Origin of the sequence: Cupriavidus metallidurans CH34 (genome assembly GCF_000196015.1) — a bacterium.
In the GTDB taxonomy this organism is placed as follows: Bacteria; Pseudomonadota; Gammaproteobacteria; order Burkholderiales; family Burkholderiaceae; genus Cupriavidus; species Cupriavidus metallidurans.
This window is the reverse complement of the sequence record NC_007973.1, coordinates 3,317,062-3,342,166: the sequence shown is the minus strand read 5'-3', so window position 1 is coordinate 3,342,166 and position 25,105 is coordinate 3,317,062. Positions and strand designations below refer to the sequence as shown.

Below are 25,105 nucleotides of genomic sequence, written 5' to 3'. Positions count from 1 at the left end.
TTGAGAAGACGGCAGCCAGAATGGGTAGTGTGCGGACATCGGGCGGAGCCTGATGTCCGTTTTTGTTTCTTGGCGGCTTATTCCGCCGTCGCTCCGGACCGTTTCACCACCGTCGCCCATTTCCGGATCTCGCTATCCACGAACTTGCCGGTCTCCGCCGGCGTCATCGGCATTGGCTCCGAGCCCCGGTCGGTGATGAACTTGTGCAGTTCGGGCGATTGCAGCGCCTTGACGGTCTCCGCATTCAGCTGCGAGACGACGGCCGGGGGCGTGCCAGCCGGCGCCATCATCACGGCCCAGCCCAGCGCCTCGAAGCCCGGCACGCCCTGTTCGCGTACGGTTGGCACCGATGGGAGCTGCGGCACGCGTTGCGTCGTGGTCACGGCCAGCGGCAGGGCCTTGTGGCTCTGGATCAGCGGCATGGCGGCCGTTACCGAATCGACCATCAGCGGAATCTGATTGCCGAGAAAATCCGCCTGCGCCGGGCCGCTGCCCTTGTACGGAATGTGCACGACGAAGATGCCGGTCTGTGCCTTGAGCATTTCGGCCGACAGGTGCTGCGTGCCGCCGATGCCCGCGCTCGCGTAGCTGTACTTGCCCGGCGCCGCCTTGGCCTTTGTGATCAGGTCGCGCAGCGAGGTGAAACCCGACTGTGGCGTGGCCAGGAACACCAGTGGCACCGAGAACACGCCCGATATCGGCGCGAAATCCTGGCGCGGGTCGTAGTTGACCTTCTTGTAGAGCGTCTGATTGATCGCCATCGCGCTGCCCGCCATCACGAGCGTATAGCCATCGGCCGGTGCCTTCGCGGCGACCTCCATGCCGATGTTGCCACCGGCGCCTGCCCGGTTCTCGACAATGACGGACTGGCCCAGTTGCTTGCCCAGTTTCTCGGCAAGCGCGCGGGCGAAGATATCGGTGGCCTGTCCGGGCGGGAACGGCACGATCAGCTTGATGGGGCGGTCAGGCCAGGCGGCGTGGGCGGTGGTGGCGGCTGCGAGCAGCAGCGCGGCCAGGGACAGGCGCGACGGCTTCAATGGAGTCTCCTCGTTGTTTTCGGGGGATTTTACGCGCATCTCCTTTCAGAATCGGCTCAGAGACTTCGGACTTCGGGCTCCCTAGGATCCGTGATGGGTCCACCAAGGAGAGCCATCGATGAAAGCCGTAGTCCAGCACCAATTCGGCGAAACGCCGTGTTTCACCACCTTTGACGACCCCTATCCGAGCGATGGGGAAACCCTGGTCCAGGTCAGGGCCGCAGTGATCTGCCCGGCCGATCTCGCTATCGCCAAGGGGCTGCATCCCCGCTTGCCGACGCAGTTGCCGTTCATCTGTGGGCGCGATGGCGTCGGGCGGCTCGCCGACGGGCAGCGTGTCTACTTCCGGGCCAGTCGGGCGCCGTATGGCGCGATGGCCGAATACGCGCCGGCCGAGTGGGTGGCGCCGCTGCCGGACGATGTTGGTTGGGCGGCGGCTGCGGCGCTGGTCGGGCCTGCGCTGGCCGCATGGTTGCCGCTGGCGACGCGGGCCGATGTCGAGCCTGGCGAAACCGTGCTGGTGCTTGGCGCGTCGGGCATCGCGGGCCGCCTGGCGGTGCAGGCGGCGCGTCTGCAAGGGGCGGGGCGCGTCATCGCCGCCGGTCATCTGCCCGAGCAGTTGTCCACACTCGGTGCCGATGCGCTGATCGACCTCGCACTGCCGCCGAGCATCCTGCAGTACACGTTCGCCTCGTTTGCGGAGCAGGGGATCGACGTGGTGATCGATTTCGTCTGGGGCGAGGCGCTAGAACTGCTGCTGGCCGCGTTGGTGCAGTGCGACGGGATGCCGATGTCGATGTTCGACCGTGGCGTGCGCATCGTCACGACGGCGAACCGAGGGGCCGGCAGCATGATGCTGCCGCCTGCGGCGCTGCGCGACTCGCGCGTGCAGCTCATGGGCTGCGGCCCGGCCAACCATCCGCCGCTCGGCTACATGAAGACGCTGGTCGACGACATCCTTGCCTGCGCCAGTGATAGCGACCTCGGCACGGAATTCGAACTGGCGCAGATGTCCGCGGTCGCGGACGTTTGGCGGCGCGCTGGCGAGCAGGCTACGCGCGTCGTGCTGACACTCGATTGAACTCGCCGGCGCGATGGCGAACGTGGGATCAGGCCGCCTTGCGGACGTCGATGGGGGCTTCGGTGCCTTCGGCCTTGCGCTCGCCGCCCAGGGCGTCGGTCAGGTCGGTAAGCAGGCTCGCCAGTTCGCCCGCCATCAGCGCGAAGTCGGCATCGAAGCGCTCGTCCTCGTCATGCAGCGTGCCGTCGGCCTGTTCCTTGATGACATCGAGCGGATTCACGCGTTTGATGACCAGCGCTTCGGTCAGCACGAATGACACGCGGTCGTTCCACGTCATGGCCAGGCGCGTGCAACGCTTGCCGGCGGCGATATGGCGGCGCAGGTCCTCGGGGTCCAGCGGGTGGCGGACGTAGCGGACCGTGGCCTTGCTTTCGCCGCTCGACTGGAGCTCGATTTCCTGGTCGACTGTGAAGCCGGCCGGGGCGGTTTCGGTGGCCAGCCATTCGGTCATGGCGGTCACGGGCGACTGGTTCACGTGCAGGTTGGCCACGGGCAGCGGATCAATTGCCTTGAACAGCATCCCACGCACTTCGTCGGCCTTGGCCGTTCCGGCCGCGTCGATCGCCAGCCAGCCATTGGCCGGGTCGATCCAGACGCGCGTGTCGCGGCGAATGCTGAAGGCGCGCGGGAGCAGTTCTTCCGTGATCTGCTCCTTCAGTTCCTTGAGTTGCTTGCGGCCCGGCTTGAAGCCCTGTTGCTCCTCGAGTTCGGCGGCGCGGGCCTTGGTGACCTGGTTGACCACGGTTGCCGGCAGCAGCTTCTTTTCGGTGCGCAGCACCAGCAGCATCTGGCGATTGACGCAATGAACGAGCTGACCGTTGTCGCGGGGCGATGCCCAGCCTTGCGTCTGCATCTCCAGGCTGGTGCCGGGGTAGAACGCGTGCTTGGCCAGGCAAGCTTCAACGTCGTCAGCGGTGAGTGTCCACGGGGCGGAGAAACGATGAACCTGGAGATTCTTGAACCACATGAGAATTCGGCCTCGCGTACGAAAAAGGGGAGGGACGCATTCTAACGGGTCAATCGGGGTCGGATGCGCATACCGATGCAGGTTCGGCGAAGAGAAATGGAACGCGGGGGGAGGAGCGAGAGCGACGCGGGCAGTCAACACCCGCAGCCCTCGCCGAGGGCAGCCACACGAGCCTGCCGCGATGTGACCGGGGGGGGCCGCAAGGACGGGCCCCCCCGGTCAAGACTTCAAATCAATACTTCGCAATGTGTCAAATTGCGTCAGATCGAGAGCTTCGAGATCTTGGTGCCTTCCAGGCTCAGGCCAGCCATCAGGCCCGCATTGGTCATCGCGAAACCGATGATCGGCTGCTGTGCCGTATTGGTATCGATCTGACCGTTGGCGCCAATCGTCGCCAGGGCCACCGTGGCATCCGCGCCCACTTGCCAGCCACTGCTATGCACGAACTTGTCGTACGCCTCCTGGGTCATGAACATCAGGACGAACGCTTTCGATTGCGCGCCGGCCTGAAAGCCGAACGAACCAGAGATCGCCCGATAGTATCCTCGGTCGGCACCGCCCGCCCGCAGGACGCCGTCGCCGTATTCACCCCCAACGATGAAACCAGCTGACAGTAGCTTGGGGAAGATCAGGATGCCCTTGGCCTTGGCACCCAGTTCCTGTGCGGACTTGGTTGTCGCGTAGAGGCGATTGAGCGTATCCGTTGCGCCAACGTTGATTTCACGACGCTTGGATGCACTGTCACCGGAGTCGGTGGGACCAGTGACGCTGCAGCCTGCCAGCGCACCCAGACCGGTAAGACCGACAAGCCCCGCACTGCCGGCGGACAGGAAGGTTCGACGTTTCATGCTTTCCTCCAAGGGTTGAAGTGTTTTAACCGCCTCTAAAGCATAGGCGTGCGATGCACTTCCGCAAATGCGATTTTGTCTGACAATACGTGACTTGCTATCTGACATGAGGCAAGACCGTCCCGTTTTATTGCAATTTCTTGCAAATCTGTGGAATGGCTTCTGAAACTCAAATCATCCGCCCTGGTCTTTGGAGCATGCACCAGACAATCGCCCCCTTTTCTTCAGACGCCGGCATTGCCGCCTCTCAATATTCCGAATGGACGCCATTGCGGAGGCTCGCCGTGACGACGCTGCCGATGGTCGCTTTGCTGGCCGCCTGCTCGTCCTCGCAGCCGCCGGCCGAGTCGGCAACCCAGGCCGCCGCGCAGGAGTCTGTACAGGTCGCGCCGGCATGGCAGGCCGAACGCGTGAAATATATGGAATGCGTACAGGTCAAGGTCGACGACGGTGTTTCGAGCAAGGCCGTGCCGGCTGACGTGGCTGGCGGTGCGCTTAGTGCCTGTCAGGACCAACTGAAGGTCATGCACGACGCGTTCCAGTCATATCTGATGGCTGGCATGAGTTCGGCCCACGGCCGTAGCAGCGCCAAACAGGCTGCCGATCGGGTGACCACGGATACGCGTGAGAAGGCACGTGTCTATCTCACGCGCTACGTCGAGGTAGAGCGCTACAAGGCAGGGCAGCGCTAAATCGGGGCGCCGGTGAATAGCCGGCGCCAGTTCCGTCTCGTCCTGGGCCCGCGTTCAGAGCATCGCCAGCGGCTGCACGTGGCGCGGGGGCGGAAACAGTTCGTCCAGCGCGGCAAGCTGTTCCGCGCTCAGCGTCAGGTCCAGCGCGCCGACGTTCTCGCGCAGACGCTCGCGGTTGCCAGTCTTTGGGATGGCGATAATGTCGTCGCGGCTGAGCAGCCACGCCAGCGCAACCTGCGCCGGAGACTTTCCAATCGATTGCGCAAAACGCTTCAGGCCCGGGCTGCGCAGCAATCGCGCCTGCTCGATCGGGGAATAGGCCATGACGGGAACCTCCCGCTCGCGCAGCCAGGGCAGCAGGTCGAATTCGATGCCACGGCGGCTCAGGTTATAGAGCAACTGATTCACGGCCACTTCATCGCCACCCGGCACATCCCATAGTTCTTCCATGTCGGAGAGGTCGAGATTGCTGACGCCGAAATGGCGGACCTTGCCGGCTTGCCGCAACGCCAGAAACGCCTCGATCGTTTCCTCGAACGGCACGTCGCCGCGCCAGTGGAGCAGGTAGAGATCAATATGGTCGGTACCCAGGCGTTTCAGGCTGCGCTCGCACGCGGCCGCCGCGCCCTTGCGACTGGCATTGTGCGGATACACCTTGCTGACCAGGAACGTCTGGTCGCGACGCCCCCGGATCGCCTCGCCGACCAGTGACTCCGACAAGCCTTCGCCATACATCTCGGCGGTGTCGATCAGCCGCAGTCCAAGATCCAGACCCAGCTGCAACGTGGCGATTTCGTCGGCACGTGTCTGGCGATGATCGCCAATGTTCCAGGTACCCATGCCCAGCGCGGGCACGCGTTCGCCGCCGGGCAGTGTGACTTGTTTCATGCAATGACTCCGGTGTGAGGGGCCGATGACGGCTTGCAGCCCTTCACACTAGTGAACATTGGCACGGAGTACAAGCCAGCGGCCCGCACGACACTGCTGACTGAAATGCGCGAATCAACCGTGTTGGTGGCGGAACTCCTGCGACTTGCCGCCGTATCCGTAGGCGGCCGCCCGCGCGTCGATCACATGGATGTAGGACAGGGGATTGACGTCGCCGATCACCTCGGACAAGGCCCCGAATATCGCTGCGAGATACTGCGCCTTTTCGGCCTTGGTGTTCGTCTCGTCGGTCACGCTGATGTCGAGCTGGAACGCGTTGCGGCCCTCGGCATACTCCGACAGCGGTTTGCCAGCAATGAACCACTGTTCGCGCGGAATGTACGTAACCGTGGTGGCGATCACGCTGGCTTCCTTTCGCAGGACCCGCTGGGTCAGTTCGCCGACCGCGGCGACCGCGCGGCGGGTGAGTTCCGTATCGGGATGGCCGGAAATCTGCAGGGCGATGTGGGGCATGACAGGCTCCTTGATTGCGTTGGTTTTCACGGTGCGGTGGATGTTTATCCGCTGCGGTGATGCCATCGTAGGCGCTTCTGTAATATCGGGAAAGCGGGAATATGCGATAGTATCCATCGGATATACCGAATCATTGGGGCCTGCCATGCGTGGATTCGAGACCGATCAACTGAGAACCTTCGTGGCCGTGGCGGACAGCGGTAGCTTGTCCGCCGCGGCACCCCGGCTGTTCCTGTCGCAGTCGTCCGTCAGCGAGCAATTGCGCAAGCTTGAGGAGCGTGCCGGCGTCCCCCTCCTGACTCGAGGGAAGAAGGGGGCCGCAGTGACGCCGGCCGGCGCGCGGCTGCTCGAGTACGCGCGGCGCATCCTGTCGCTGAACGAACTGGCGATGCAGGAATTGCGCGGACAGTCGCTCGATGGCGAGCTACGTCTGGCGGTGACGGACTACTTTCGCCCCGGCGAGATTGCCGGCATGTTGCGCCGGCTGCGTGACCGCTATCCGTACCTGAAGCTGCACGTGACGGTCATGAAGAGCGCGGCCATCGAGGCTGCCGCCGAGATGGACGAGTTCGATATCGGCTTGAGTATGCGGTTGATACGTTCGGGGGGCGATGCTGCACCGCACGAGAGGCGCAAGTCCGGTGTCGTACTGCGGCGGGAGGCGCTGGCGTGGGTCGCGGCACCGGAGATCGCCGAGTCGCCGCAGGCCACGCTGCCGCTCGTGCTGTTACCGGATACCTGTTCGATGCACCAGTTCGTGGTGCAGTTGCTCAAACGGCGGCGGCGCGCGTTCGATATTGGCCATTCGGCATCCGGGGTGGCCGGGCTGCATCTGGCTCTGGCGGCGGGCCTTGGCGTGTCATGTCTGAACGCCTCGGCCATCGGGCCGGGTGTCGCGCCGCTGGATGCCGCCGCCACGGCGGGCTGGAAATTGCCACCGCTGCCTTCGGCCGAGTTCTATCTGCTGGGGGCCCGGCGCGGGGAGAGCGAGTTCATTGGCCAGGCGCGTCAGGCGCTGGCCGAGCAGTTCGGCTAGGCGAGGAAGACCAGGCCGGGATCAGGTATCGCTCCACTGGCGCAGGAGGTTGTGATAGCAGCCCACTAGCGTGCGGCGCGCGCGTTCGTCAGCGTTGGTCTGATTCAGCGTCTGGATGGCGTTGTCCATGTCGAACAACAGCGCGCGTTGGCCATCGTCGCGAATCAGGCTCTGAATCCAGAAGAAGCAGCCAACCCGCACACCGCGCGTGATCGGCTTGACCTGGTGCAGGCTTGTGGACGGGTAGACCACCATGTCGCCGGCCGCGAGCTTGACCGAGTGCACGCCGTAGGTGTCTTCGATCTGCAGTTCGCCGCCGTCGTAGCTGGCCGGGTCGGACAGGAACAGCGTGGCGGAAACATCGGTACGCAGCTTGCGACCGTTGTGCGGGTGCAGGCGAACGCCACCATCGACATGCAGGCCGAACGTCATGCCCTCACTGTAGCGATTGAACATCGGCGGATAGACGATATTCGGCAGCACCGCGCTGATGAACAGCGGATTGCGCTCGAGCGCGCTCAGTACAAGATGCTGGCACTGCGCCGCCGCCTCGGAGCGTTCGTCGATCTGCTGGTTGAACTTCACCGGCGCGCCCGAGTATCCGGCGGTGACTCGGCCGTCCACCCAGGCGTCGCCCGCGTGATCGAGCTGCTCCCGCAGCATGGCCAGTTGCTCGGCGTTGAGAACCTGCGGAATGCGGACGAGCATCGTATCTATATAGATAGTGAGCGAAAATCGGAGCCGCCCGGCGCTGCGGCCCCGGCGGCACTTACATGCGGTATGTGAACGACAGCATCGCGGTGCGGCCCGTACCCGGCACCGAACGCCCGCCGTCGGACTGAATCAGTGCATCGTAATACTTCTTGTCGAAGATGTTGAACAGATTCAGGCGCACATCGTACTTCGGCTGATGGTAGGCGATCATGCCGTCCCAGCGCACGTAGCCGCCCACCTGTACGGTGTTGGTGTTGTTGGCATAGCGCTGCGACATATAAAACGCCCCGCCGCCGATTTCCCAGTTCGGCAGGATCGCGTAGCTGGTCCAGGCTGTGGCCGTGTGCTTGGGCGTATTGAGCGGCACCTTGCCTTGCGTGCCGGCGGCGACGCCGTTCTCGATCACGCCATCGAGGTATGTGTAGCCGGCGAACACCTGCCACTTCTGGGTAATGCGGCCGGTCATGCCCAGGCGGAAGCCGTCTACCTGGATCTTGCCCGTCAGCGCGTAAGTGGTGGCGTCGATCTGGCTACGCGCGTTGTCCTTGGTGATGCGGAAAATCGCCGAGTTGACTTGAAGGTCGCCATTGCGCAGATCCCACTTGCCACCCAGTTCGTACGATTTGTTCTTCTCCGGGTCCAGCGATTGCTGGCCCACCGTGCCGACCAGTTGCTCGAGCGACGGGTTGAACGACGTGCCATACGACACGTAGTACGACTGCTGCTCCGTCGGCTGCCAGATGCCGCCCAGACGCACGCTCGTGAAGTTGACGGTCTGGTTGGCATACGGCAGCACGGTGCTGCCGCTGGTGTTGGAGGAGTTGATCGAGTTGCTGATGCTGGCGATATATCGGTCGTAGCGCAGGCCGGCAACAGCCTTCCACTGCTTGCTGAACTCGATCGAATCGTTGGCGTAGACGGCGACCGTGTTGGCTGACCCGCCTTGCAGGTTGCCGACGCTCGAGGCGACGTTCGACGGTGAGTCCTGGTAGACCGGATCGACCACTGGCGTGCAGGCGACGTAGCCCGTGGTGGCCCCGTTCGCATTTAGCGGCGTGCTGCCGCAGCTGCCGTTCCGGTAGTAGTTCTGGTTGTTGTAACCATCATGACCAAGCTCCAGGCCCGTCAGCAGCGTGTGCTTGACCGGACCGGTGTTGAAGTCAGCGGTCAGTTCGGTCTGGTTGAAGATCGAGTAATCGCGGATGTTGCGGTCATGGCTCTGTTGGCGCACATAGAGCTGCGACAGTGGCAGATTGGTCGTGGTCAGCGCCGTGAACTTGCCGGAGGCATCGATCGAGCCCACGGCATTGGGCGCCGTCTCTCGCGCATCGGTGGATACGTAGTTGAATGAGGTCTGGTTGCGCAAGCGCAGGTTCGGCGAGAACTTGTGCGTGACGCCGGCCGAAAGTGAGGCGATGTCCTGGCGCGTGCGGTCGTTGTTGAAGCCGTAGTACGTGTTGCGATTGACGTTGACCGGGTGACCGTTGATGGCCGGGAAACCATAGTCGGGCATGTCCTCGTTGTGCTGGAGCAGGGCGGACAGCGTGATCTCGGTGGACGTGCCGATGCCAAAGCGCCAGGACGGCGCGATGCCGAAGTCCTGCACCGTCATTTCGTCGCGCGTGCTCGGCTTGCCGTCCTGCGCCATCGCGGAGATGCGGAAGGCGGAGGTATCGCCGGTTGGCGTGTTCACGTCGGCGGTGGCGCGCACCAGGCCGTTCGTGGTGACGGAGCCGGTTACCTCCGTGGCGGCTTTCATCTGCGGCTTCTTGGTGACCTGGTTCACCACGCCGCCGGTGGAGCCACGGCCGAACAGCATCGACGACGGGCCCATGATGACTTCGACCTGATCCAGCGCGAATGTGTCGCGGTAGTACTGGCCACGGTCGCGGAAGCCGTCGAGGTACATGTCGGTACGCGCCGAGAACCCGTTCAGGTTGATGTTGGTACCGATCTGGCCGCCCTCGGCGCCGCCGATCGTGATGCCGGGCACGTTGCGCAGTGCATCGGCCAGCGAGGTGGCACCTTGCGAATCCATTACCGCGCGATTCACGATCGTCACGGACTGGGGGACGTCACGCAATTCAGCAGGCAGCTTCGAGAGCTGGCTGCCTGCCGGGCTGAAATCGTCGCGAATGGCCGAGCCCTGGACCGTGATCTCGCGCAGCGTTGCAGGCGCGGTTTCCGACGCGCTGGCCGGCGCAGGAGCGGGCGTGGCGGGCGCTTGCTGGGCCAGGGCGGCAGGGGCGGCAGGAACGGCAAAAAGGGCTACGAGGGCGGTGGCCAGGGGCGTGCGGCGAGTCATTGTCCAGTCCATGTGTGCGGGCGTGGCGCAATATAAATGCGAACGATTCGCGTTGCAATTTGCGTTGTTACCTGTTCACAGACAATGTTATGTGCTCTCGAATGACTTAATAAAAATACAAACAACTACGAAAGGGGCCGTGTGGATGGCGTTTTGGGCGTTACGTATGCTGATTAATGCGCTTTTGTAACGGCGGTGATGCAAAACAAACGGCCCGCTCAAGGCGGGCCGTATGCATACATTTGGTCACCCTGGCAGGTGACCGCGTCCGGATTTTTTAATCGGCGCTCATATTCGCGTTTTTCGCGATCCGACCCAGGCGTTCGCGCTCGGATTTGATAAACGCGACGAAGCTCTCCACCGAGCCGCCTGCGGGCTCGATACCGTTCTGGATCAGGCGCTCGCGAATATCGGGGCTCTGCATGCCCGCGCTCAGTTCCGCGTTGAGCTTCTTGATGATGGCCGGGTCTGTGCCCTTCGGTGCGAAGATGCCGGCCCAATGCCCGATGCGAACTTCGGGCAGACCCTGTTCCGCAGTGGTCGCGATGTTCGGTGCAGCGGGCATACGCTTGTCCCACGTCGCGCCCAGCGCCTTCAGCTTGCCCGCCTTGATCTGCGGCAGCACCACGATCGACGCTTCGGACGTTGCCACGACCTGATTGCCGATCACAGCCGTGATGCTCTCCGAACCGCTCTTGTACGGCACCACGGTCAGCACCGCGCCTTTTTCCTTGAGCATTTCCTCGACGAAGTGCGGCGTGCTGCCGCTGCCGGCGGTAGCGAACGGCACGCCACCCTGCTTCTTCGAATACTCGATCAGTTCCTTGACGTTGTTCACCGGCACCGACGGCGAAGCGACGATCACCGACGGGCTCACCGCGATCAGGCCGACGGGAACGAGATCGTCCGGTGCGTACGGCATCTTCGAGCGGATCAGGCCGTTGGTCACGGTGCCTACCGCGCCGACCAGGAACGTGTAGCCATCGGGCTTGCTCTTTGCCACGTAGTCGGCGCCAACGATGCCGCCCGCACCCGGGCGATTCTCGATGACGACCGGCTGTCCGATGCGCTTGCTGACGGCTTCGGCGCCGGCACGTGCCACGAGGTCGTTGGCACCGCCTGCCGTGAACGGCACGACGAACTTGATGACGTGATTCGGCCAGGCATCCGCGGCGTGCGCGGTTGCGGCGATGAGGGAAGTGGTGGCGAGTGCGAGGGCCATGACGCGGCCGCGTGGGGAGAAGCGCATGCTCAAAGTCTCCGGATGTCGTTGTGAAGGCAAACGATCTTACCGAAGGAAGCTGTCACATGCCTGTACACCAGGTGATGTGTGCGAAGCGTGCTCAGGGGAGCCGCCTCACCGTTCGCGCAGGCGTCAGTGAGGCAGTGAATTGCTGACGAATCGCCGCTTACTGCGCGCGCACCCAGGTCTGGGTCCGGCCGATCAGACTAATGCCGATGAAGCCGCGCACGTTGAGCTTCTTGCCGTCTTCGGCCAGCGACATCTTGCACTTGTACAGCTTGCCGCTTTCGGGATCCAGAATCTCGCCGCCGGTCCACTCGTTGTCGGCCGTCTTGCGCAGACCGGTCAGCAGCGTCATGCCGATGATCGGCTGATCCTTGCGCGAGTCGGTGCACTTGTCGCACACCGTGGGCGGGCCTTCATGCGGCACGAGACTCTTCGTGAGCTTGCCGCTGTAGACGCCGTCCTTCTCGCTGATCTCGATCACGCCACGCGGCTTGCCGGTGGCGTCGTCAATCGTCTGCCAGGTGCCGGTCGGCGTGGCTTGCGCCATTGCCGCTGCGCTGGCAGCAAAAGCAGCGGCGAACACGGCGGCACGCAGCAGGGTACGAGGGGCGGTCATGCGCATGGTGGTGGTCTCCAGTTCAGAGTTCAATGTTCGGTGTTGCAAAGTTGGTTCGCTCGATCGGGTAACGGCGGGCGCGACGCCAATCTACTGTCGGATGCCGCGCGCCGCAATCTCCAACATCCGTTTGCGTACGCACCGGCGCGCAATGTAGCGCTTGCTGCAATCGCCCGCCCGGCGCGGCCTGGCGCGGATTCTGTCGTGCAACAACGCCAGCATGAGCGGCGGTTCCGAGATTTTCCTCTAGCCATCGTCCAGCTGCAGCGATGTCGCCACAGTGCTTCGGAAATTGGCCACGCCTGCATCGCATTCGTCTCAGTAGGAACCCGGATGCGGCGCATCGCTCGAATGCAGCTGCATTGTCTGACGACGCAGCGGGTCGACGTGGCGAACATCGTGCTCGGTTGCACGACTGATGCGTTTGCGTCGTGCCTCCTCCAACCATCACGAACCACATCGCCAGTCGCGATGTGGCGACGCGCACGGAGCGTTTCGACGTGGCGAGGAACTTCGACAGCATCGAAATCGAGCGTGCGACTTCGCAACGACGACACAAACCGTTGCTTTGACGCATCACTCTTTCGTCGCTCACGCGCAACTCTCTGAAGCTTGCACGCCGATGCTGGGCATCGCGCGCGCATGGTTCGACGGTGGCGCAAGTCGGAGCGTGTTCGCATGCGTTGCCACTCGCGGGAACGCGACGCGGCAGCGCTGCGCGGAACGCTGTCGCACAAGTATCCGCAGTGCATGGAACGACATCGATGGAGGACCGGAAAGCCAATGCTCATGCGGCTTTCCGGCTTGCGGGCGTGAACGCGCCACCGCACTTCACACGGCATCGCAAGCGTGTCTGAGCAGGTATGTGCGATGCCTTCGCGGGTGTGCGATCACGCGTCATCGACACGATCCGCCGCGCATCGACTCATCGTGCGAAGACCCGATGAAGGAACTCTGGAGCGTGTGTGAAAGTCGAGATCAACATGTGTGTCGATGGTGTCGTCATCGAGACGTGCGCGCCGAGTAGATCGATTCGTAATTGCGCGCAAGTTTTTTTGCACTTTTTTCTTAACATCATCGAACAAACGAATTATGATTCGCCTTGACAAGAGTCTCACTTCATTGCATCGACCGAGTAGCGCGCACGAAGGCAAGCAAGAACGCGAGCGAGAAGGAACGATGAAGCGAAGCTTCGATGCAGTGATGGCGGGTAGCCGAGGAGCACCAGAACTTTGACGCAGACTGAGCCGAAATGGCTTTTTAAAACGCGTGCGGTCTCCAGTTGCCCAGTGACGGTATGGGCGAGTTACCCCCGAATGATTGCCGTCCGCAGTGCGCGAGGCCATGCCCGCACTGTGGACCTGCTGACCGATATCTCCTCTTTCCAGGCTGCGCGCCGACATGACGGGCGGTGCGGGCAGATCGAATTTTCCAGGGCGCGGCTTAGCCCGGGAATCCGCTTGAGCGCTGGGTTTGCAGCTCGCTCGCGGATGCCTGGCCGCCGCGGGCACACCGCCATGAGCGCGCAAGTTCGCGCCGGACGCGGCTGTCTCCCTGCCACCGAATTCATTAGCGTGCGGTCGATGTTGCGTCGTGCGCCGATGAATCGCTCGCTCGATTGGGGCACGTGCAAAACACGCCTCGGGTCGGTCGGGTCGCCAATTTAGGTCATTCGATATTTCACGTTAGTGAAGGAGTTATCCATGGCAACTGCTGCAAAGAAAAAGCCGGCGGCTAAGAAGGCCGCCAAGCCGGCCGCCAAGAAGGCTGCTGTGAAGAAGGTCGCCGCCAAGAAGGCTGCTCCGGCCGCCAAGAAGGCTGCTGCCAAGAAGGTCGCAACCAAGAAGGTAGCCGCCAAGAAGGTAGCGACCAAGAAGGTAGCGACCAAGAAGGTAGCCGCCAAGAAGGCAGCACCGGCCAAGAAGGCTGCAGTGAAGAAGGTTGCTGCCAAGAAGGTCGCAACCAAGAAGGTAGCCGCCAAGAAGGCAGCACCGGCCAAGAAGGCTGCAGTGAAGAAGGTTGCTGCCAAGAAGCCGGCCGCCAAGAAGGTCGTCGCCAAGAAGGCAGCACCGGCCAAGAAGGCCGCAGCCAAGAAGGTAGCCGCCAAGAAGCCGGCCGCCAAGAAGGCTGCTGCAAAGAAGCCGGCTGCCAAGAAGCCTGCTGCCAAGAAGGCTGCTGCGAAGAAGCCTGCTGCCAAGAAGGCTGCTGCGAAGCCTGCCGCTGCTCCTGCTGTTGCCCCCGCGGCCGCAGCCAAGACCGCGCTGAACCCGGCTGCAGCCTGGCCGTTCCCGACGGGCAACCGTCCGTAATCGCCTCGCACTCGTGCGAGCGATCACAACCGGGAATCGCCAGGGCACGCATCGCGTGCCGCACTGACCGGATACGGCGTATCCGGTCCGCAAGACGGCAGTCTTGCCAACCCGCCGATGGCATCCGTGCCCGGCGGGTTTTTTATTTCTGGGTGGACGTGCGAGAGCGGCGCCAGTCGGTCTGGATGACGATCAGGAGTAGCCAGGTCAGGGGCTCGCGCAAAAGCAAAACGCCGCGGCCTGACGGCACGCGGCGTTCGATTGCTGGGGTCGGGTCGACCAGCGCGTGACTTAGTGCGTAACGCGCGTCACGCCGCCCGAGGAGAGCAGCCGCACACGGTCGCCAGGGCGGAAGATCTCGTCCGCATCCTGCGTGATGGCGCGCATCTCGCCATTCTCCAGGCGTACGGTGATCTCCAGGCCGCGACGCTGCGCGATCTTGTTCTCGGCGGCGCTACCGGCCATGCCGCCCAGGATTGCGCCGAGCAGGCCTGCTGCGATGGCGCCATTGCCGCCGCCGATCGTGCTGCCGGCGGCAACACCACCGAGCGCGCCACCGGCAAGCGTGCCGGCGCCCGTGGCCTCGCCCTGGATCATGACGTCACGCACGCCTTCCACCACGCCGAAGCGCACGGTCTGCTCGCGCTGGGCCTGGCCACCCGTGTAGACGCTATTGGAGTTTGACTGGGTGGAACACCCGGCAAGCAGCGTCGCCGCTGCCAACACGGCGACGCCGCCGATACGTAGGATCTTGTTCATGACTTCTTCCCGTGAAAGATTCCGCGTTGCGTTGCTGTGCCGGGGGTGACGCACCCGGCACCAGATCAAGCGTAACGGTAACCAAAGACGGACTGGAAGCGGCTGCCGATTTCGTCGCAGGACATCCAGTGGTTCTGGGGACCCTGCTGGGCGATCTTGAGAGAGCCCATCAGCGAAGCGAGGCGGCCGGTGGTTTCCCAATCCATCCCGTTCTCGATGCCGTGGAGCAGGCCACCCCTGAACGCATCGCCGCATCCGGTGGGGTCGACCACACGTTCGGCGGGCACGGCGGGAATGGCGTACTGCTTGCCGTCGGCAAAGACGCTGGCGCCGCGCTCGCCGTGCGTCACGATGAACGCGCGGACCTTGGCGGCTACCTCTGCGCTGGTCCATGCGGTGCGTGACAGCAGGACCTGCGCTTCGTAGTCATTGACCGTCACGTAGCTGGCAAGTTCAATGAACTGCCGCAGGTCCTCGCCGTTGAACAGCGGCATGGCCTGACCCAGGTCGAAGATGAAGGGGATGCCCTCGGCGGCGAACTGCTGGGCATGGTGAAGCATGCCTTCACGGCTGTCCGGCGCGACGATGCCGACTGCCGGGCGGTTGCCCGTGGCCAGCGCGTCCTGCACCCGGTTCAGTTGCGACTGACCCATGGCGCCAGGGTGGAAGGCCGTGATCTGGTTGTTGTCCAGATCGGTCGTGATCATCGCCTGCGCGGTGAATGTCTCGGGCAGCACGCGGATATGGTCGGTGCGGATCTCGAGGTTGCGCAGGTACTGCAGATACGGTTCGGCGTCCTGGCCCACCGTGGCCATCACGATCGGGTCGCCGCCCAGCATTTTGAGCGTGTAGGCGATATTGCCCGCGCAGCCGCCAAACTCGCGGCGCATACCCGGCACCAGGAACGAGACGTTCAGCATGTGGATCTGGTCCGGCAGGATGTGTTCGCGGAAACGTCCGTCGAACGTCATGATGGTGTCGTATGCGACGGAGCCGCAGATCAGGCTGGACATTCTCTCTCCAAGGGCCCTGGCAAGGGCTGTAACAGATACGTTAATGAATTCCGCCCGTGCATGACGGGCGGAATGTTGAACTACTGTGCCGAATCAAACAAATTACTTCAATGCGGCGAGTGCGGCGTCGTAGTTCGGTTCCTGCTTGATTTCGGACACCAGTTCGCTGTACTTGACCGTGTCGTTCTCGTCCACCACGACCACGGCGCGAGCGCACACGCCGGCCAGCGGGCCGGTCTTGATGTCCACGCCGTAGGCGTTCTTGAACTCGGCGCCACGCATCGTCGACAGCGTCACCACGTTGGCCAGGCCTTCGGTGGTGCAGAAGCGGCCCATCGCGAACGGCAGGTCGGCCGAGATCGTCAGCACGACGGTGTTGTTCAGGTTGCCGGCGGCCTCGTTGAACTTGCGGGCAGATGCCTGGCACACGGGCGTATCGAGGCTCGGCACGATGTTCAGCACCTTGCGCTTGCCTGCGAAGTCGGCCAGCGAGACATCCTTCAGATCCTTGCCGACGAGCGAGAATGCGGGCGCCTTGTCGCCGCTATGAGGAAACTTGCCGCCAACTTCAATGGCGTTACCGCCGAGGGTCACATTGCTCATGGTCTCTCCTGTCTGGAATGGAATACGGCCAGCCGGTCCGATGCGCGCATCGACGGCATGGCAGGGGGGCGTTGGAACTCAGGGGTAGAAGATCAGCACGCGGTAGTTCGCTGCCGCCTGCTGCGTCCGGAATCGTACCCGAACCGGCAGTTCGCTGCCTGCGCGCAGGCCCGTGGTGGCAAAAGCGCGCTGGTCCGGCTGCAGGTAGTCAGCCGGCAGCAGCACGCGCCGCAGCAGCAACTGGTCCTGCAGGTCCGTCATCACGAGTTCGATGGCGGGCAGTGCCGTGGTGGCGCGGCCCTGGTTGCGCATGGTGACCGCGAGCAGATAAACGTCGTCGGACTCGTCCTGCTTTTGCAGTTGCGACGTGTCGATGCGCAGCGCCTCGAGATCGCGCCACGGCGGGACGCTGCAGCCGAATGGCTCACACGCGGCTTCCAGCACCGGGCGCAGTACCGGAATGTTTCCCGCGAGCTGGCTGCGTCCAAGGTAGGCGCCCTGGATGAGCACGCCGAGGCCGAGCACGACGACCGCCACGCGGGTCCAGAGACGTCGGCTACCCGGCAGCTTGCGTTTGGTGGTGGTAGCACTCGCCTGCTCGCGTTCGCGGGTGTGGCGAAGGAAATCGGGGGCGAAGCCGGGGCCGGTTACCGGTCCGGAATCGTCGCGCTGCCAGTGACGCGTGGTCGTCTCGCGGGCTACGGCATCGATCGTGCCGTCCCGCGATGTTGGTCCATGAGCGTTGCTGTCGGCGGCGTCCCTTGTCCAGGCTTCCGTTTCGGCGTCAGTCGGGTCTGCCGCGCGCAGATACTCGCTTGCACTGCGTACCGGTTCGGTGTGCGGGTGCGGGTGGGCTTCCGGCTGCGCGGCGTCGTCGGCGCTATCGCTGTCTGTGCTGTGCTCGCTACTGGTCGCGGCCGTCTGTGCCTCGCGCTGGGGGGGCGTTGGCCACATCGCCTTGGCGCTGTAGGCACCGGCTGGTGGCATTTCGCCCGGCGTCTTCGGCGCGAACGCTGCGGCCGGGTCGAGCGATGAGTGACGCGGCAATGCATCGTCATCGAACACGCCATGGTCCAGGGCAGGCCACGGCTCCGATGCTACTTGCGGTGGCGTGTCGACGTCGGTGGAGTCGGCGTCAGGCAGTGTTTCCTGACTCGCTTCGACCGGTGGCGTTTGTGTGGCGGCTTCAGTGTCTTTCGCCTCGTCGCCAGCTTCGGCAGCGGCGGGCGCGGCGCTTTCGCGCGTTTCGTCGGCCGCTTCCGGTTCGTTGGCCTCGACGGCCTCCGCGGGGGCCTCTTCCGTGGCCGTATCAGCCACTTGTCGATCGGCGCTAGTTTCCGGTTCTGCCACCGCCTCCGCTTTTACCTCGACTGCTTCTTCCCGCTCGGGCTCCGACATCATCGTCGTGGGCGAGTCGAGCGCGGGCACGTCGTAGCCTGGGTCGAAGCCCGGGTCGAACGGCGCTTCGTCCTCGCGCGCCTGGGCGACGGCCTGGGTCTGCTCCGCGTGAGCGAGCGCCGCAGCCAGCGTGACCGACGGTGCCGCAGCCGCAGGTGCCGGCGTGGGCGTGGAAGCGGGGGAGGATGTGGACGCACCAGCCGGCGCAGACGCCGCTGGCACCTCGATCAGGTGCTCGCGGGCGTCGAAGACAGTGTCGCACTGGCCGCAGCGGACCAGCCCCTGGCGCAGCCGCAACTGGTCCGCCACAAGCCGGAACGCGGTGCGGCAGGCCGGGCAGCGCGTGACGAGCTTGGCGGCGGCCATGATGGAAAATCAGGAACGGTCGGCGGGCGCGGCGGGGCGCGTGCCGTGCAGGCACACCCAGCCTTCCTCGCTGCGCCAGACCGACATGGGGATCCAGGGCGCGTAGGCGGCGGCCACTTCCTCGGCCTGCCGTTCGAGCACGCCAGACAGGATCAGGCGGCCGCCCGGCCGCACACGCGCGCTGAGCATCGCCGCCATCAGCTTGAGCGGATTCGACAAGATGTTGGCCACCACGAGGTCGTAGGTGGCCTCGGAGACCGACTCCGGCAGCGCGAAGCTGGCCTCCACGCGGTTGCGTTCAGCGTTGTAGCGCGACGCATCCACTGCGTTGGGGTCGATGTCGATCCCAACGGTGTCACCGGCGCCGAGCTTCTTCGCGACAATGGCCAGGATGCCCGAGCCACAGCCATAGTCGAGCACGGTTTCGCCGGCACGCACGTTGGCTTCCAGCCACTGCATGCACAGGCGCGTGGTCGGATGGCTGCCGGTGCCGAATGCCAGGCCCGGGTCGAGCTCCAGAATCACGGCGTCGGGGTCCGGCGCGTCGTGCCACGAAGGCACCACCCAGATCTTTTCACCGATGCGGATCGGTTCGAATTGCGACTGGGTCAGACGCACCCAGTCCTGGTCTTCCACGCCGCGCAGTGCGTACGGCGGCACCGGGTCGACCTTGAGCGCGTTAGCGGCCGCGGTCACCACGAGCGCGGGATCGGTCTCTTCATCGAAGAGCGCCACCACGCGCGAACGGTTCCACGCGAGCCGCGTCGGCTCCAGCCCGGGCTCTCCGAAGAGCGGCTGTTCGTCGGGCGTATCGGCATCGGCATCTTCCACCGATACCGACAGCGCGCCGAGGTCGAACAATGCGTCGGACCAGGCTTCCGCCTGCTCCTGCGCAATTTCGATCACACATTCCTGGAAAGCCACGGGATTCCTCTGTTACTGCTTTGCCGGCCGATTGGCCACGTTTCAGGCCTTTTCGCCCTGGACGTTGGCCTTTTGGGCCAGACGGTGTTCGAGATAGTGAATGCTGGTGCCGCCTTCCACGAAGTTGGCGTCGAGCATCAGGTCGCGGTGCAGCGGCACGTTGGTCAGGATGCCGTCCACCACCATTTCCGACAGCGCGATGCGCATGCGGGCGATGGCCTGGTCACGCGTCGCGCCATACGTGATGATCTTGCCGATCATCGAATCGTAGTTGGGCGGCACGAAGTAGCCGTCGTACGCATGGGAGTCTACGCGCACGCCGGGGCCACCGGGCATGTGCCAGGCGGTGATGCGGCCCGGCGACGGCGTGAACTTGAACGGGTCCTCGGCGTTGATCCGGCACTCGATCGCGTGGCCGCGCAGTTCCACGTCCTTCTGGCGGAGGCGCAGCTTCTCGCCGAAGGCGATGCGGATCTGCTCCTGCACGATGTCGATGCCCGTGATCATCTCGGTGACCGGGTGCTCGACCTGCACACGCGTGTTCATCTCGATGAAGTAGAACTCGTTGTTCTCGTACAGGAACTCGAACGTGCCGGCGCCACGGTAGCCGATCTTCTTGCAGGCCTCGGCGCAACGGTCGCCGATGCGCTCGATCAGGCGGCGCGGAATGTGCGGTGCCGGCGCTTCCTCGATCACCTTCTGGTGGCGGCGCTGCATCGAGCAGTCGCGTTCGCCCAGCCAGATGGCCTGCCGATGCTGGTCGGCCAGGATCTGGATTTCCACATGGCGCGGGTTCTCGAGGAACTTCTCCATGTAGACCTCGGGATTGCCGAAGGCGCGGCCGGCTTCCTCGCGCGTCATGTTGACGGCGTTGAGCAGGGCGGCTTCGGTGTGCACCACGCGCATGCCGCGGCCACCGCCGCCGCCAGCGGCCTTGATGATCACGGGGTAGCCCACGCGACGGGCCGTTGCCAGGATTTCCTTCGGGTCGTCGGGCAGTGCGCCATCGGAGCCGGGCACGCACGGCACGCCGGACTTGATCATGGCCTGCTTGGCCGACACCTTGTCACCCATCAGGCGGATGTTTTCGGAGGTCGGGCCGATGAACACGAAGCCGGATTTCTCCACGCGCTCGGCGAAGTCCGCGTTCTCGGACAGGAAGCCATAGCCCGGGTGGATCGCCTGGGCGTCGGTCACTTCGGCGGCCGAGATGATGGCCGGCATGTTCAGGTATGACAGCGGCGACGGGGCCGGGCCGATACAGACGGCTTCATCGGCCAGCTTGACGTACTTGGCGTCCTTGTCGGCTTCCGAGTACACCACCACGGTCTTGATGCCCAGCTCGCGGCAGGCGCGCTGGATGCGAAGGGCGATTTCACCGCGGTTCGCGATCAGAATTTTATCAAACATGGTCTCTCTCTGCGAGAACAGGGGCGGGCCCGGCGCACCGGCTTTCGGCGCGTCGGGCTGACGCATGCGGCAGGGCCATCGGGCCAGGCCGCGTCAGCGCCGGACGGGCCGGAATCAGCCGATCACGAACAGCGGCTGGCCGTATTCGACGGCCTGACCGTTTTCGACCAGGATTTCCTTGATCACGCCGGCCTTGTCGCACTCGATCTCGTTGAGCAGCTTCATGGCTTCGATGATGCAGACGGTCTGGCCTTCCTTGACGGTGTCGCCCACGTTGACGAACGGCGCGGCGCCCGGCGACGGCGCGCGGTAGAACGTGCCGACCATCGGCGAGGTCACCACGTGACCAGCCGGGACTTGCGGTGCTTCCGCAGCGGCGGCGGCCGGCGCGCCGGCAACGTTCACGGCCGGGGCGGCGGGCAGTTGCTGGTACTGGGGCATGGCCATCGGAGCGGCCATGACCTGCGGAGGTTGCTTGACGATACGTACCTTGCCTTCGCCCTCGGTCACTTCGAGTTCCGAAATGCCGGATTCGGCCACCAGGTCGATCAGCGTCTTCAGCTTGCGCAGGTCCATCTTCTTATCCTCCAGAATCGGGTTGTCCGGTCACGCTCCTGCTCGGAGGCGACGGCGGCGGTGAATCGTTGATTGGCTTGCCATGCGCGAGAGGCACGGCGGCAGCCCCTTGTTATCTCGTTCTTGCTTGAGGCGGTTTCAGAATGATTCTGGCATCGTTGCGGGTACCTGTACTTACTGCCTGCGGCCCCGCGCCTGGCCAGAACCGCTTCGCTTCATTCTGAAACAGCCTCCCGGGTGCGGCTTGATCTTTGCGGCGTTAGCCAGATGATGCGGTCTGTTCCTGTGCAAGCGCGTAATCCAGCGCCAGCAGATAACCCTGCCAGCCCAGGCCGCATATCACCCCGATCGCCTGATCAGAGAAATAGGAGTGATGACGGAACGGCTCGCGGCGATGCACATTGGACAGATGCACCTCGACGAAGGGAATGGCCACGCCAGCGAGCGCATCGCGCATGGCCACACTCGTATGGGTATAGGCCGCCGGATTGATGATGATGAAGTCCACCCCCTCGCCACGCGCTGCCTGAATGCGGTCCACGAGGGCTCCCTCGTGATTCGACTGGAACGTATCCAACTCGATGCCCGCTTCGGCCGCGCGCTTGGCCAGCGCTTCGTTGATATCGTCCAGCGTCGTGTGTCCGTACGTCTGCGGCTCGCGCGTCCCGAGCAAATTGAGGTTCGGACCATGCAGAACCAGCACCTTGCGGTAACGGACGGGGCGGCTGACGGCAGGAGTAGAAGACACGGCGGCTCGACCAGATCAACGAAATTGCGCGGAGATTACCGTAGCTTAGAGGGATTTGTCTAGCGTGGGATACAAGGCGAAATGTCGATCCGGGGTCATATCACAGCCGTCGAGTGCCTTTTGAGTCGCAAACCGCTGTCGGCTGAGGGTTTGTCCGCACGTTCGAGGCCAATTGATGAACGTTCGGCTTCAGATCGATGAAATTCGGTTGGTTTGGCCTTGCGCGGGATCAAGCCCCAGGCAGTACCGCGCGGAGCTCGTCGGCATGCACGCGGCCCATCTTGCGGTACTTCACAGTGCCGTCAGGCGTGATGACGACCGTGAACGGCAACCCGCCCTGGGTGTTGCCAAAGGTCCGGGACAGTTCCGTGCCGGCAAAGCCAGCCACCGTGAGCGGGTACGCCACCGGCACCTTCTTCAGGAAATCCTGGATATTGCTGGCCGAATCGATACCGATGCCGACGAATTCCACGTTGCGGGGGGCATATTCGCCGTGCAGCGCGGTCAGCTCGGGCATTTCCTCGACGCAGGGGCCACACCAGGGTGCCCAGAAATTGACCACCAGAGTCTTGCCACGGAACTTCGACAGATCGACCTCCGCACCAGCCGGGTCCGGCATCTTGGTATGGAACAGCGTTTCCACTGCCTGATCCGAAACGGCCTTCGGCGCCAGCGCGAAGTGGGCCACCAGCGCGCCGGCGGCCGCTGCGACGATGGCGATGATGATCCACAAGACAAAGGGCGAACGGCGGGTGGGAGCAGATGCGGTCATGTTCGGGCGGCGAAGAGGACAGTTCTAATTAGATAACGGGCGATTGAGGCGATAGGCCAGGGCTGACACCGGGGCCGGATGCTCATTCCCCGGCGTCGGTCGAGGCAATGAGCGTGCGTACGGCGTCGGCATCGGCGCGGGCCACGCGCCCGGAAGCGTCGGCCTTGACCGCGCCGCGTGCATCGTCGGCATCATACAGCGCAAGGTGAATTCCGACTGGGGCACCCAATGTGGCGCGAACTTCTCCTGCGAGCGTGCGGGCCTCGCGAGTGGCCGGCCACTGGCCGCGCCACAGAAAGCTGAGCGTTTCGACATCCCCACGGCCGGCAAAGTGCCGGCTTTCGCTGGTGTCGAAATCCACGCCGGCATTGAGCAGGTGCAGCGCCACATCCTTGGGGCTGTCGCAGAAGCACTGTATATAGACGTCCGAGTGCTCGGTGGCCGTGCCGTTTAGTACCGCGCCCACCAGATAGGGGCGAAATGCGGCCAGGTCGTCCATCGCCAGCAGCGCCAGCTGGCGCATCAGCGCCAGGATGCGCGGCTGGTGGTCGCCGTGGAACAGCGCCTGGTAGGCGCGCACCTCATCTTCGATCATCTCGTTGTCAGGCAGCCATTCGCCGGCCACGCGCACGTCGCCCAGGATCTGGCGGGCGGCCTTGCGTTTGGCCGTGGCGTAGTCGGCGCCATCTTCGGCGATCATGCGGGCTGCGGCCTGGGCGATTTCCTCGCGCAGACGGATGGGGTCGGAAGGCATACGTCGGGACATGCTGCGATGATACCCGCGCGGACGCAGTCGGGGCCTTCGACCCACGCGGTACAATCGGGACCTTGTTCAGTTGCCGCGCCACGCATCGCGCCCGGCGCGGCCCCACGCATTTTCCCGAGCTTCCATGCATATTCATATCCTTGGCATCTGCGGTACGTTCATGGGCGGCCTGGCTGTCCTGGCCCGCCAGGCGGGGCACCGCGTGACTGGCTGCGACGCCAATGTCTATCCGCCCATGAGCACCCAGCTCGAAGCCCAGGGCATCGACCTGATCGAGGGGTTCGACCCCGACCAGCTTTCGCTGAAGCCGGACCTGTTCGTGATCGGCAATGTGGTCTCGCGCGGCAATCCGCTGATGGAAGCGATCCTGAACCGCAACCTGCCGTACGTTTCGGGGCCGCAATGGCTCGGCGAGCACGTGCTCAATGGCAAGTGGACGCTGGCCGTGGCTGGCACGCATGGCAAGACCACGACCACGTCGATGCTGGCGTGGATTCTGGAAGACGCCGGCTACAACCCCGGCTTTCTGGTGGGCGGGGTGCCGCAGAACTTCGGCATTTCGGCGCGCCTGACGGAATCGGACTTCTTCGTTATCGAGGCCGACGAGTACGACACCGCGTTCTTCGACAAGCGCAGCAAGTTCGTCCACTACCGTCCGCGTACGGCGATTCTCAACAACCTTGAGTACGATCACGCCGACATCTTCCCGGATCTGACCGCGATCGAGACCCAATTCCATCATCTGGTGCGTACCGTGCCGGGCGAGGGGCGGCTGGTCGTCAACGGCCAGGAGCCCGCACTGGCACGCGTGCTGGAGCGCGGCTGCTGGAGCGAGGTGGAGCAGTTCGGCGTGGGCGACTGGAGCGAGACCGATCCGAAGACCGCCGCGCCAGAGGGCAAGGATGCCTTCGACATCTGGTTCCGCGAGGCGCTGCAGGGCACGCTGGTCTGGGACCTTCAGGGTACCCACAACCGCCTGAACGCCATTGCCGCGATTGCCGCCGCGCGCCACGTGGGCGTGCCGCCGGCGCAGGCGATCGAGTCGCTTGGCCGTTTCTCCAACGTCAAGCGCCGGATGGAAGTACGCGGCGTGGCGGGTGGTGTGACGGTCTACGACGACTTCGCGCACCATCCCACGGCCATCCAGACCACGGTCGACGGGCTGCGCCGCCGGGTGGGCGACGCACGCATCCTCGCCGTATTGGAGCCGCGTTCGAACACCATGAAGCTTGGCGTGATGGCTGCCCAATTGCCGGCCAGCCTGCGCGAGGCTGACCTTGTGTTCGGATATGGCGCGCCCTCTGGCAAGGACGCGCTGGGGTGGAACCTGGCCGAAGCGCTGGCCCCCCTCGGCGAGAAGGCCGCGGCGTTCCAGGACCTCGGCACGCTGGTGGAAGCCGTGCGCGCTGCCGCCCAGCCCGGCGACCAGGTGCTCGTGATGAGCAACGGCGGCTTCGGCGGGGTACATCAGAAACTGCTCGACGCGCTCGGCGCGAAGTCCTGACCGGGAATCCA

24 protein-coding genes are annotated in these 25,105 nt (G+C 64.2%); 5 read left to right on the top strand and 19 right to left on the bottom strand.

What is annotated here, in order from left to right:
- Positions 1–77: 77 nt before the first annotated feature.
- Complete coding sequence (locus RMET_RS15450) at positions 78–1,076, bottom strand: tripartite tricarboxylate transporter substrate binding protein (RefSeq protein WP_011517586.1); 999 nt, start codon at positions 1,074–1,076, stop codon at positions 78–80.
- A 79-nt stretch (positions 1,077–1,155) separates the two neighbouring features.
- On the opposite strand from RMET_RS15450, the gene RMET_RS15445 reads away from it, so the two are divergent.
- Entirely contained in the window at positions 1,156–2,118 is a 963-nt protein-coding gene (locus RMET_RS15445; protein WP_011517585.1) for a quinone oxidoreductase family protein, read from the top strand.
- 28 nt (positions 2,119–2,146) lie between these two features.
- Here RMET_RS15445 and RMET_RS15440 read toward each other — a convergent pair whose 3' ends face one another.
- Together RMET_RS15440 and RMET_RS15435 are read right to left on the bottom strand one after the other, a co-directional pair.
- The gene (locus RMET_RS15440) at positions 2,147–3,085 is read right to left on the bottom strand and encodes a recombination-associated protein RdgC (RefSeq protein ID WP_011517584.1); all 939 of its coding nucleotides are present in this window, start codon (positions 3,083–3,085) and stop codon (positions 2,147–2,149) included.
- A 260-nt stretch (positions 3,086–3,345) separates the two neighbouring features.
- On the bottom strand, positions 3,346–3,933 hold the full coding sequence (locus tag RMET_RS15435; protein ID WP_017512470.1) for a BPSL1445 family SYLF domain-containing lipoprotein: 588 nt from the start codon (positions 3,931–3,933) through the stop codon (positions 3,346–3,348).
- A gap of 284 nt (positions 3,934–4,217) precedes the next feature.
- On the opposite strand from RMET_RS15435, the gene RMET_RS15430 reads away from it, so the two are divergent.
- Positions 4,218–4,625: a hypothetical protein gene (locus RMET_RS15430; protein WP_322790410.1), complete on the top strand. Its 408-nt coding sequence runs from the start codon at positions 4,218–4,220 to the stop codon at positions 4,623–4,625.
- Between the two features lie 54 nt (positions 4,626–4,679).
- Here the strand turns inward: RMET_RS15430 and RMET_RS15425 are convergent, their stop codons facing one another.
- Together RMET_RS15425 and RMET_RS15420 are read right to left on the bottom strand one after the other, a co-directional pair.
- Complete coding sequence (locus RMET_RS15425; RefSeq protein WP_011517581.1) at positions 4,680–5,513, bottom strand: aldo/keto reductase; 834 nt, start codon at positions 5,511–5,513, stop codon at positions 4,680–4,682.
- Between the two features lie 114 nt (positions 5,514–5,627).
- Positions 5,628–6,026: a tautomerase family protein gene (locus RMET_RS15420; protein ID WP_008645891.1), complete on the bottom strand. Its 399-nt coding sequence runs from the start codon at positions 6,024–6,026 to the stop codon at positions 5,628–5,630.
- Positions 6,027–6,171: 145 nt separating this feature from the next.
- Between RMET_RS15420 and RMET_RS15415 the strand changes: the two genes are divergently transcribed.
- Positions 6,172–7,062 (top strand): LysR family transcriptional regulator, encoded by an 891-nt coding sequence (locus RMET_RS15415; protein ID WP_029307159.1) that lies wholly within the window; start codon positions 6,172–6,174, stop codon positions 7,060–7,062.
- Positions 7,063–7,083: 21 nt separating this feature from the next.
- Here the strand turns inward: RMET_RS15415 and RMET_RS15410 are convergent, their stop codons facing one another.
- From RMET_RS15410 to RMET_RS15395, 4 genes are all read right to left on the bottom strand, one after another.
- Positions 7,084–7,770: a Fe2+-dependent dioxygenase gene (locus RMET_RS15410; RefSeq protein WP_011517579.1), complete on the bottom strand. Its 687-nt coding sequence runs from the start codon at positions 7,768–7,770 to the stop codon at positions 7,084–7,086.
- Positions 7,771–7,831: 61 nt separating this feature from the next.
- Positions 7,832–10,081 (bottom strand): TonB-dependent receptor, encoded by a 2,250-nt coding sequence (locus RMET_RS15405; protein ID WP_029307160.1) that lies wholly within the window; start codon positions 10,079–10,081, stop codon positions 7,832–7,834.
- A gap of 277 nt (positions 10,082–10,358) precedes the next feature.
- The gene (locus RMET_RS15400) at positions 10,359–11,330 is read right to left on the bottom strand and encodes a Bug family tripartite tricarboxylate transporter substrate binding protein (RefSeq protein ID WP_011517577.1); all 972 of its coding nucleotides are present in this window, start codon (positions 11,328–11,330) and stop codon (positions 10,359–10,361) included.
- Between the two features lie 160 nt (positions 11,331–11,490).
- Positions 11,491–11,952, bottom strand: a complete 462-nt coding sequence (locus RMET_RS15395) for a DUF2147 domain-containing protein (protein WP_008645905.1) — start codon at positions 11,950–11,952, stop codon at positions 11,491–11,493.
- A 1,697-nt stretch (positions 11,953–13,649) separates the two neighbouring features.
- Between RMET_RS15395 and RMET_RS15390 the strand changes: the two genes are divergently transcribed.
- Positions 13,650–14,255: a histone H1-like DNA-binding protein gene (locus tag RMET_RS15390; RefSeq protein WP_011517571.1), complete on the top strand. Its 606-nt coding sequence runs from the start codon at positions 13,650–13,652 to the stop codon at positions 14,253–14,255.
- Between the two features lie 291 nt (positions 14,256–14,546).
- Here RMET_RS15390 and RMET_RS15385 read toward each other — a convergent pair whose 3' ends face one another.
- The 10 genes from RMET_RS15385 to RMET_RS15340 all read right to left on the bottom strand — a co-directional run bounded on the left by RMET_RS15385 (position 14,547) and on the right by RMET_RS15340 (position 23,590).
- A complete protein-coding gene (locus RMET_RS15385; protein ID WP_011517570.1) occupies positions 14,547–15,014 on the bottom strand; it encodes an outer membrane lipoprotein in 468 nt (155 codons plus the stop codon).
- Positions 15,015–15,079: 65 nt separating this feature from the next.
- Positions 15,080–16,027 carry a carbohydrate kinase family protein gene (locus RMET_RS15380; protein WP_011517569.1) on the bottom strand — a complete coding sequence of 316 codons (948 nt, stop codon included), beginning with the start codon at positions 16,025–16,027 and terminating at the stop codon, positions 15,080–15,082.
- A 102-nt stretch (positions 16,028–16,129) separates the two neighbouring features.
- Entirely contained in the window at positions 16,130–16,630 is a 501-nt protein-coding gene (tpx, locus tag RMET_RS15375) for a thiol peroxidase (protein ID WP_011517568.1), read from the bottom strand.
- Positions 16,631–16,708: 78 nt separating this feature from the next.
- Positions 16,709–18,394: a DUF3426 domain-containing protein gene (locus RMET_RS15370; RefSeq protein WP_011517567.1), complete on the bottom strand. Its 1,686-nt coding sequence runs from the start codon at positions 18,392–18,394 to the stop codon at positions 16,709–16,711.
- 9 nt (positions 18,395–18,403) lie between these two features.
- A complete protein-coding gene (gene prmA / locus RMET_RS15365; protein WP_011517566.1) occupies positions 18,404–19,318 on the bottom strand; it encodes a 50S ribosomal protein L11 methyltransferase in 915 nt (304 codons plus the stop codon).
- 42 nt (positions 19,319–19,360) lie between these two features.
- Positions 19,361–20,728, bottom strand: coding sequence for an acetyl-CoA carboxylase biotin carboxylase subunit (accC, locus tag RMET_RS15360; RefSeq protein WP_008645579.1), 1,368 nt, complete (start codon positions 20,726–20,728; stop codon positions 19,361–19,363).
- Positions 20,729–20,842: 114 nt separating this feature from the next.
- Entirely contained in the window at positions 20,843–21,304 is a 462-nt protein-coding gene (gene accB, locus RMET_RS15355) for an acetyl-CoA carboxylase biotin carboxyl carrier protein (protein WP_011517564.1), read from the bottom strand.
- 259 nt (positions 21,305–21,563) lie between these two features.
- The gene (gene aroQ, locus RMET_RS15350) at positions 21,564–22,052 is read right to left on the bottom strand and encodes a type II 3-dehydroquinate dehydratase (protein ID WP_011517563.1); all 489 of its coding nucleotides are present in this window, start codon (positions 22,050–22,052) and stop codon (positions 21,564–21,566) included.
- Between the two features lie 229 nt (positions 22,053–22,281).
- Positions 22,282–22,824, bottom strand: coding sequence for a TlpA family protein disulfide reductase (locus tag RMET_RS15345; protein WP_008645582.1), 543 nt, complete (start codon positions 22,822–22,824; stop codon positions 22,282–22,284).
- Positions 22,825–22,906: 82 nt separating this feature from the next.
- Positions 22,907–23,590: a hypothetical protein gene (locus RMET_RS15340; RefSeq protein WP_011517562.1), complete on the bottom strand. Its 684-nt coding sequence runs from the start codon at positions 23,588–23,590 to the stop codon at positions 22,907–22,909.
- A 124-nt stretch (positions 23,591–23,714) separates the two neighbouring features.
- Between RMET_RS15340 and mpl the strand changes: the two genes are divergently transcribed.
- Positions 23,715–25,094 carry a UDP-N-acetylmuramate:L-alanyl-gamma-D-glutamyl-meso-diaminopimelate ligase gene (mpl, locus tag RMET_RS15335; RefSeq protein ID WP_029307162.1) on the top strand — a complete coding sequence of 460 codons (1,380 nt, stop codon included), beginning with the start codon at positions 23,715–23,717 and terminating at the stop codon, positions 25,092–25,094.
- The last annotated feature ends 11 nt before the right edge of the window (positions 25,095–25,105 follow it).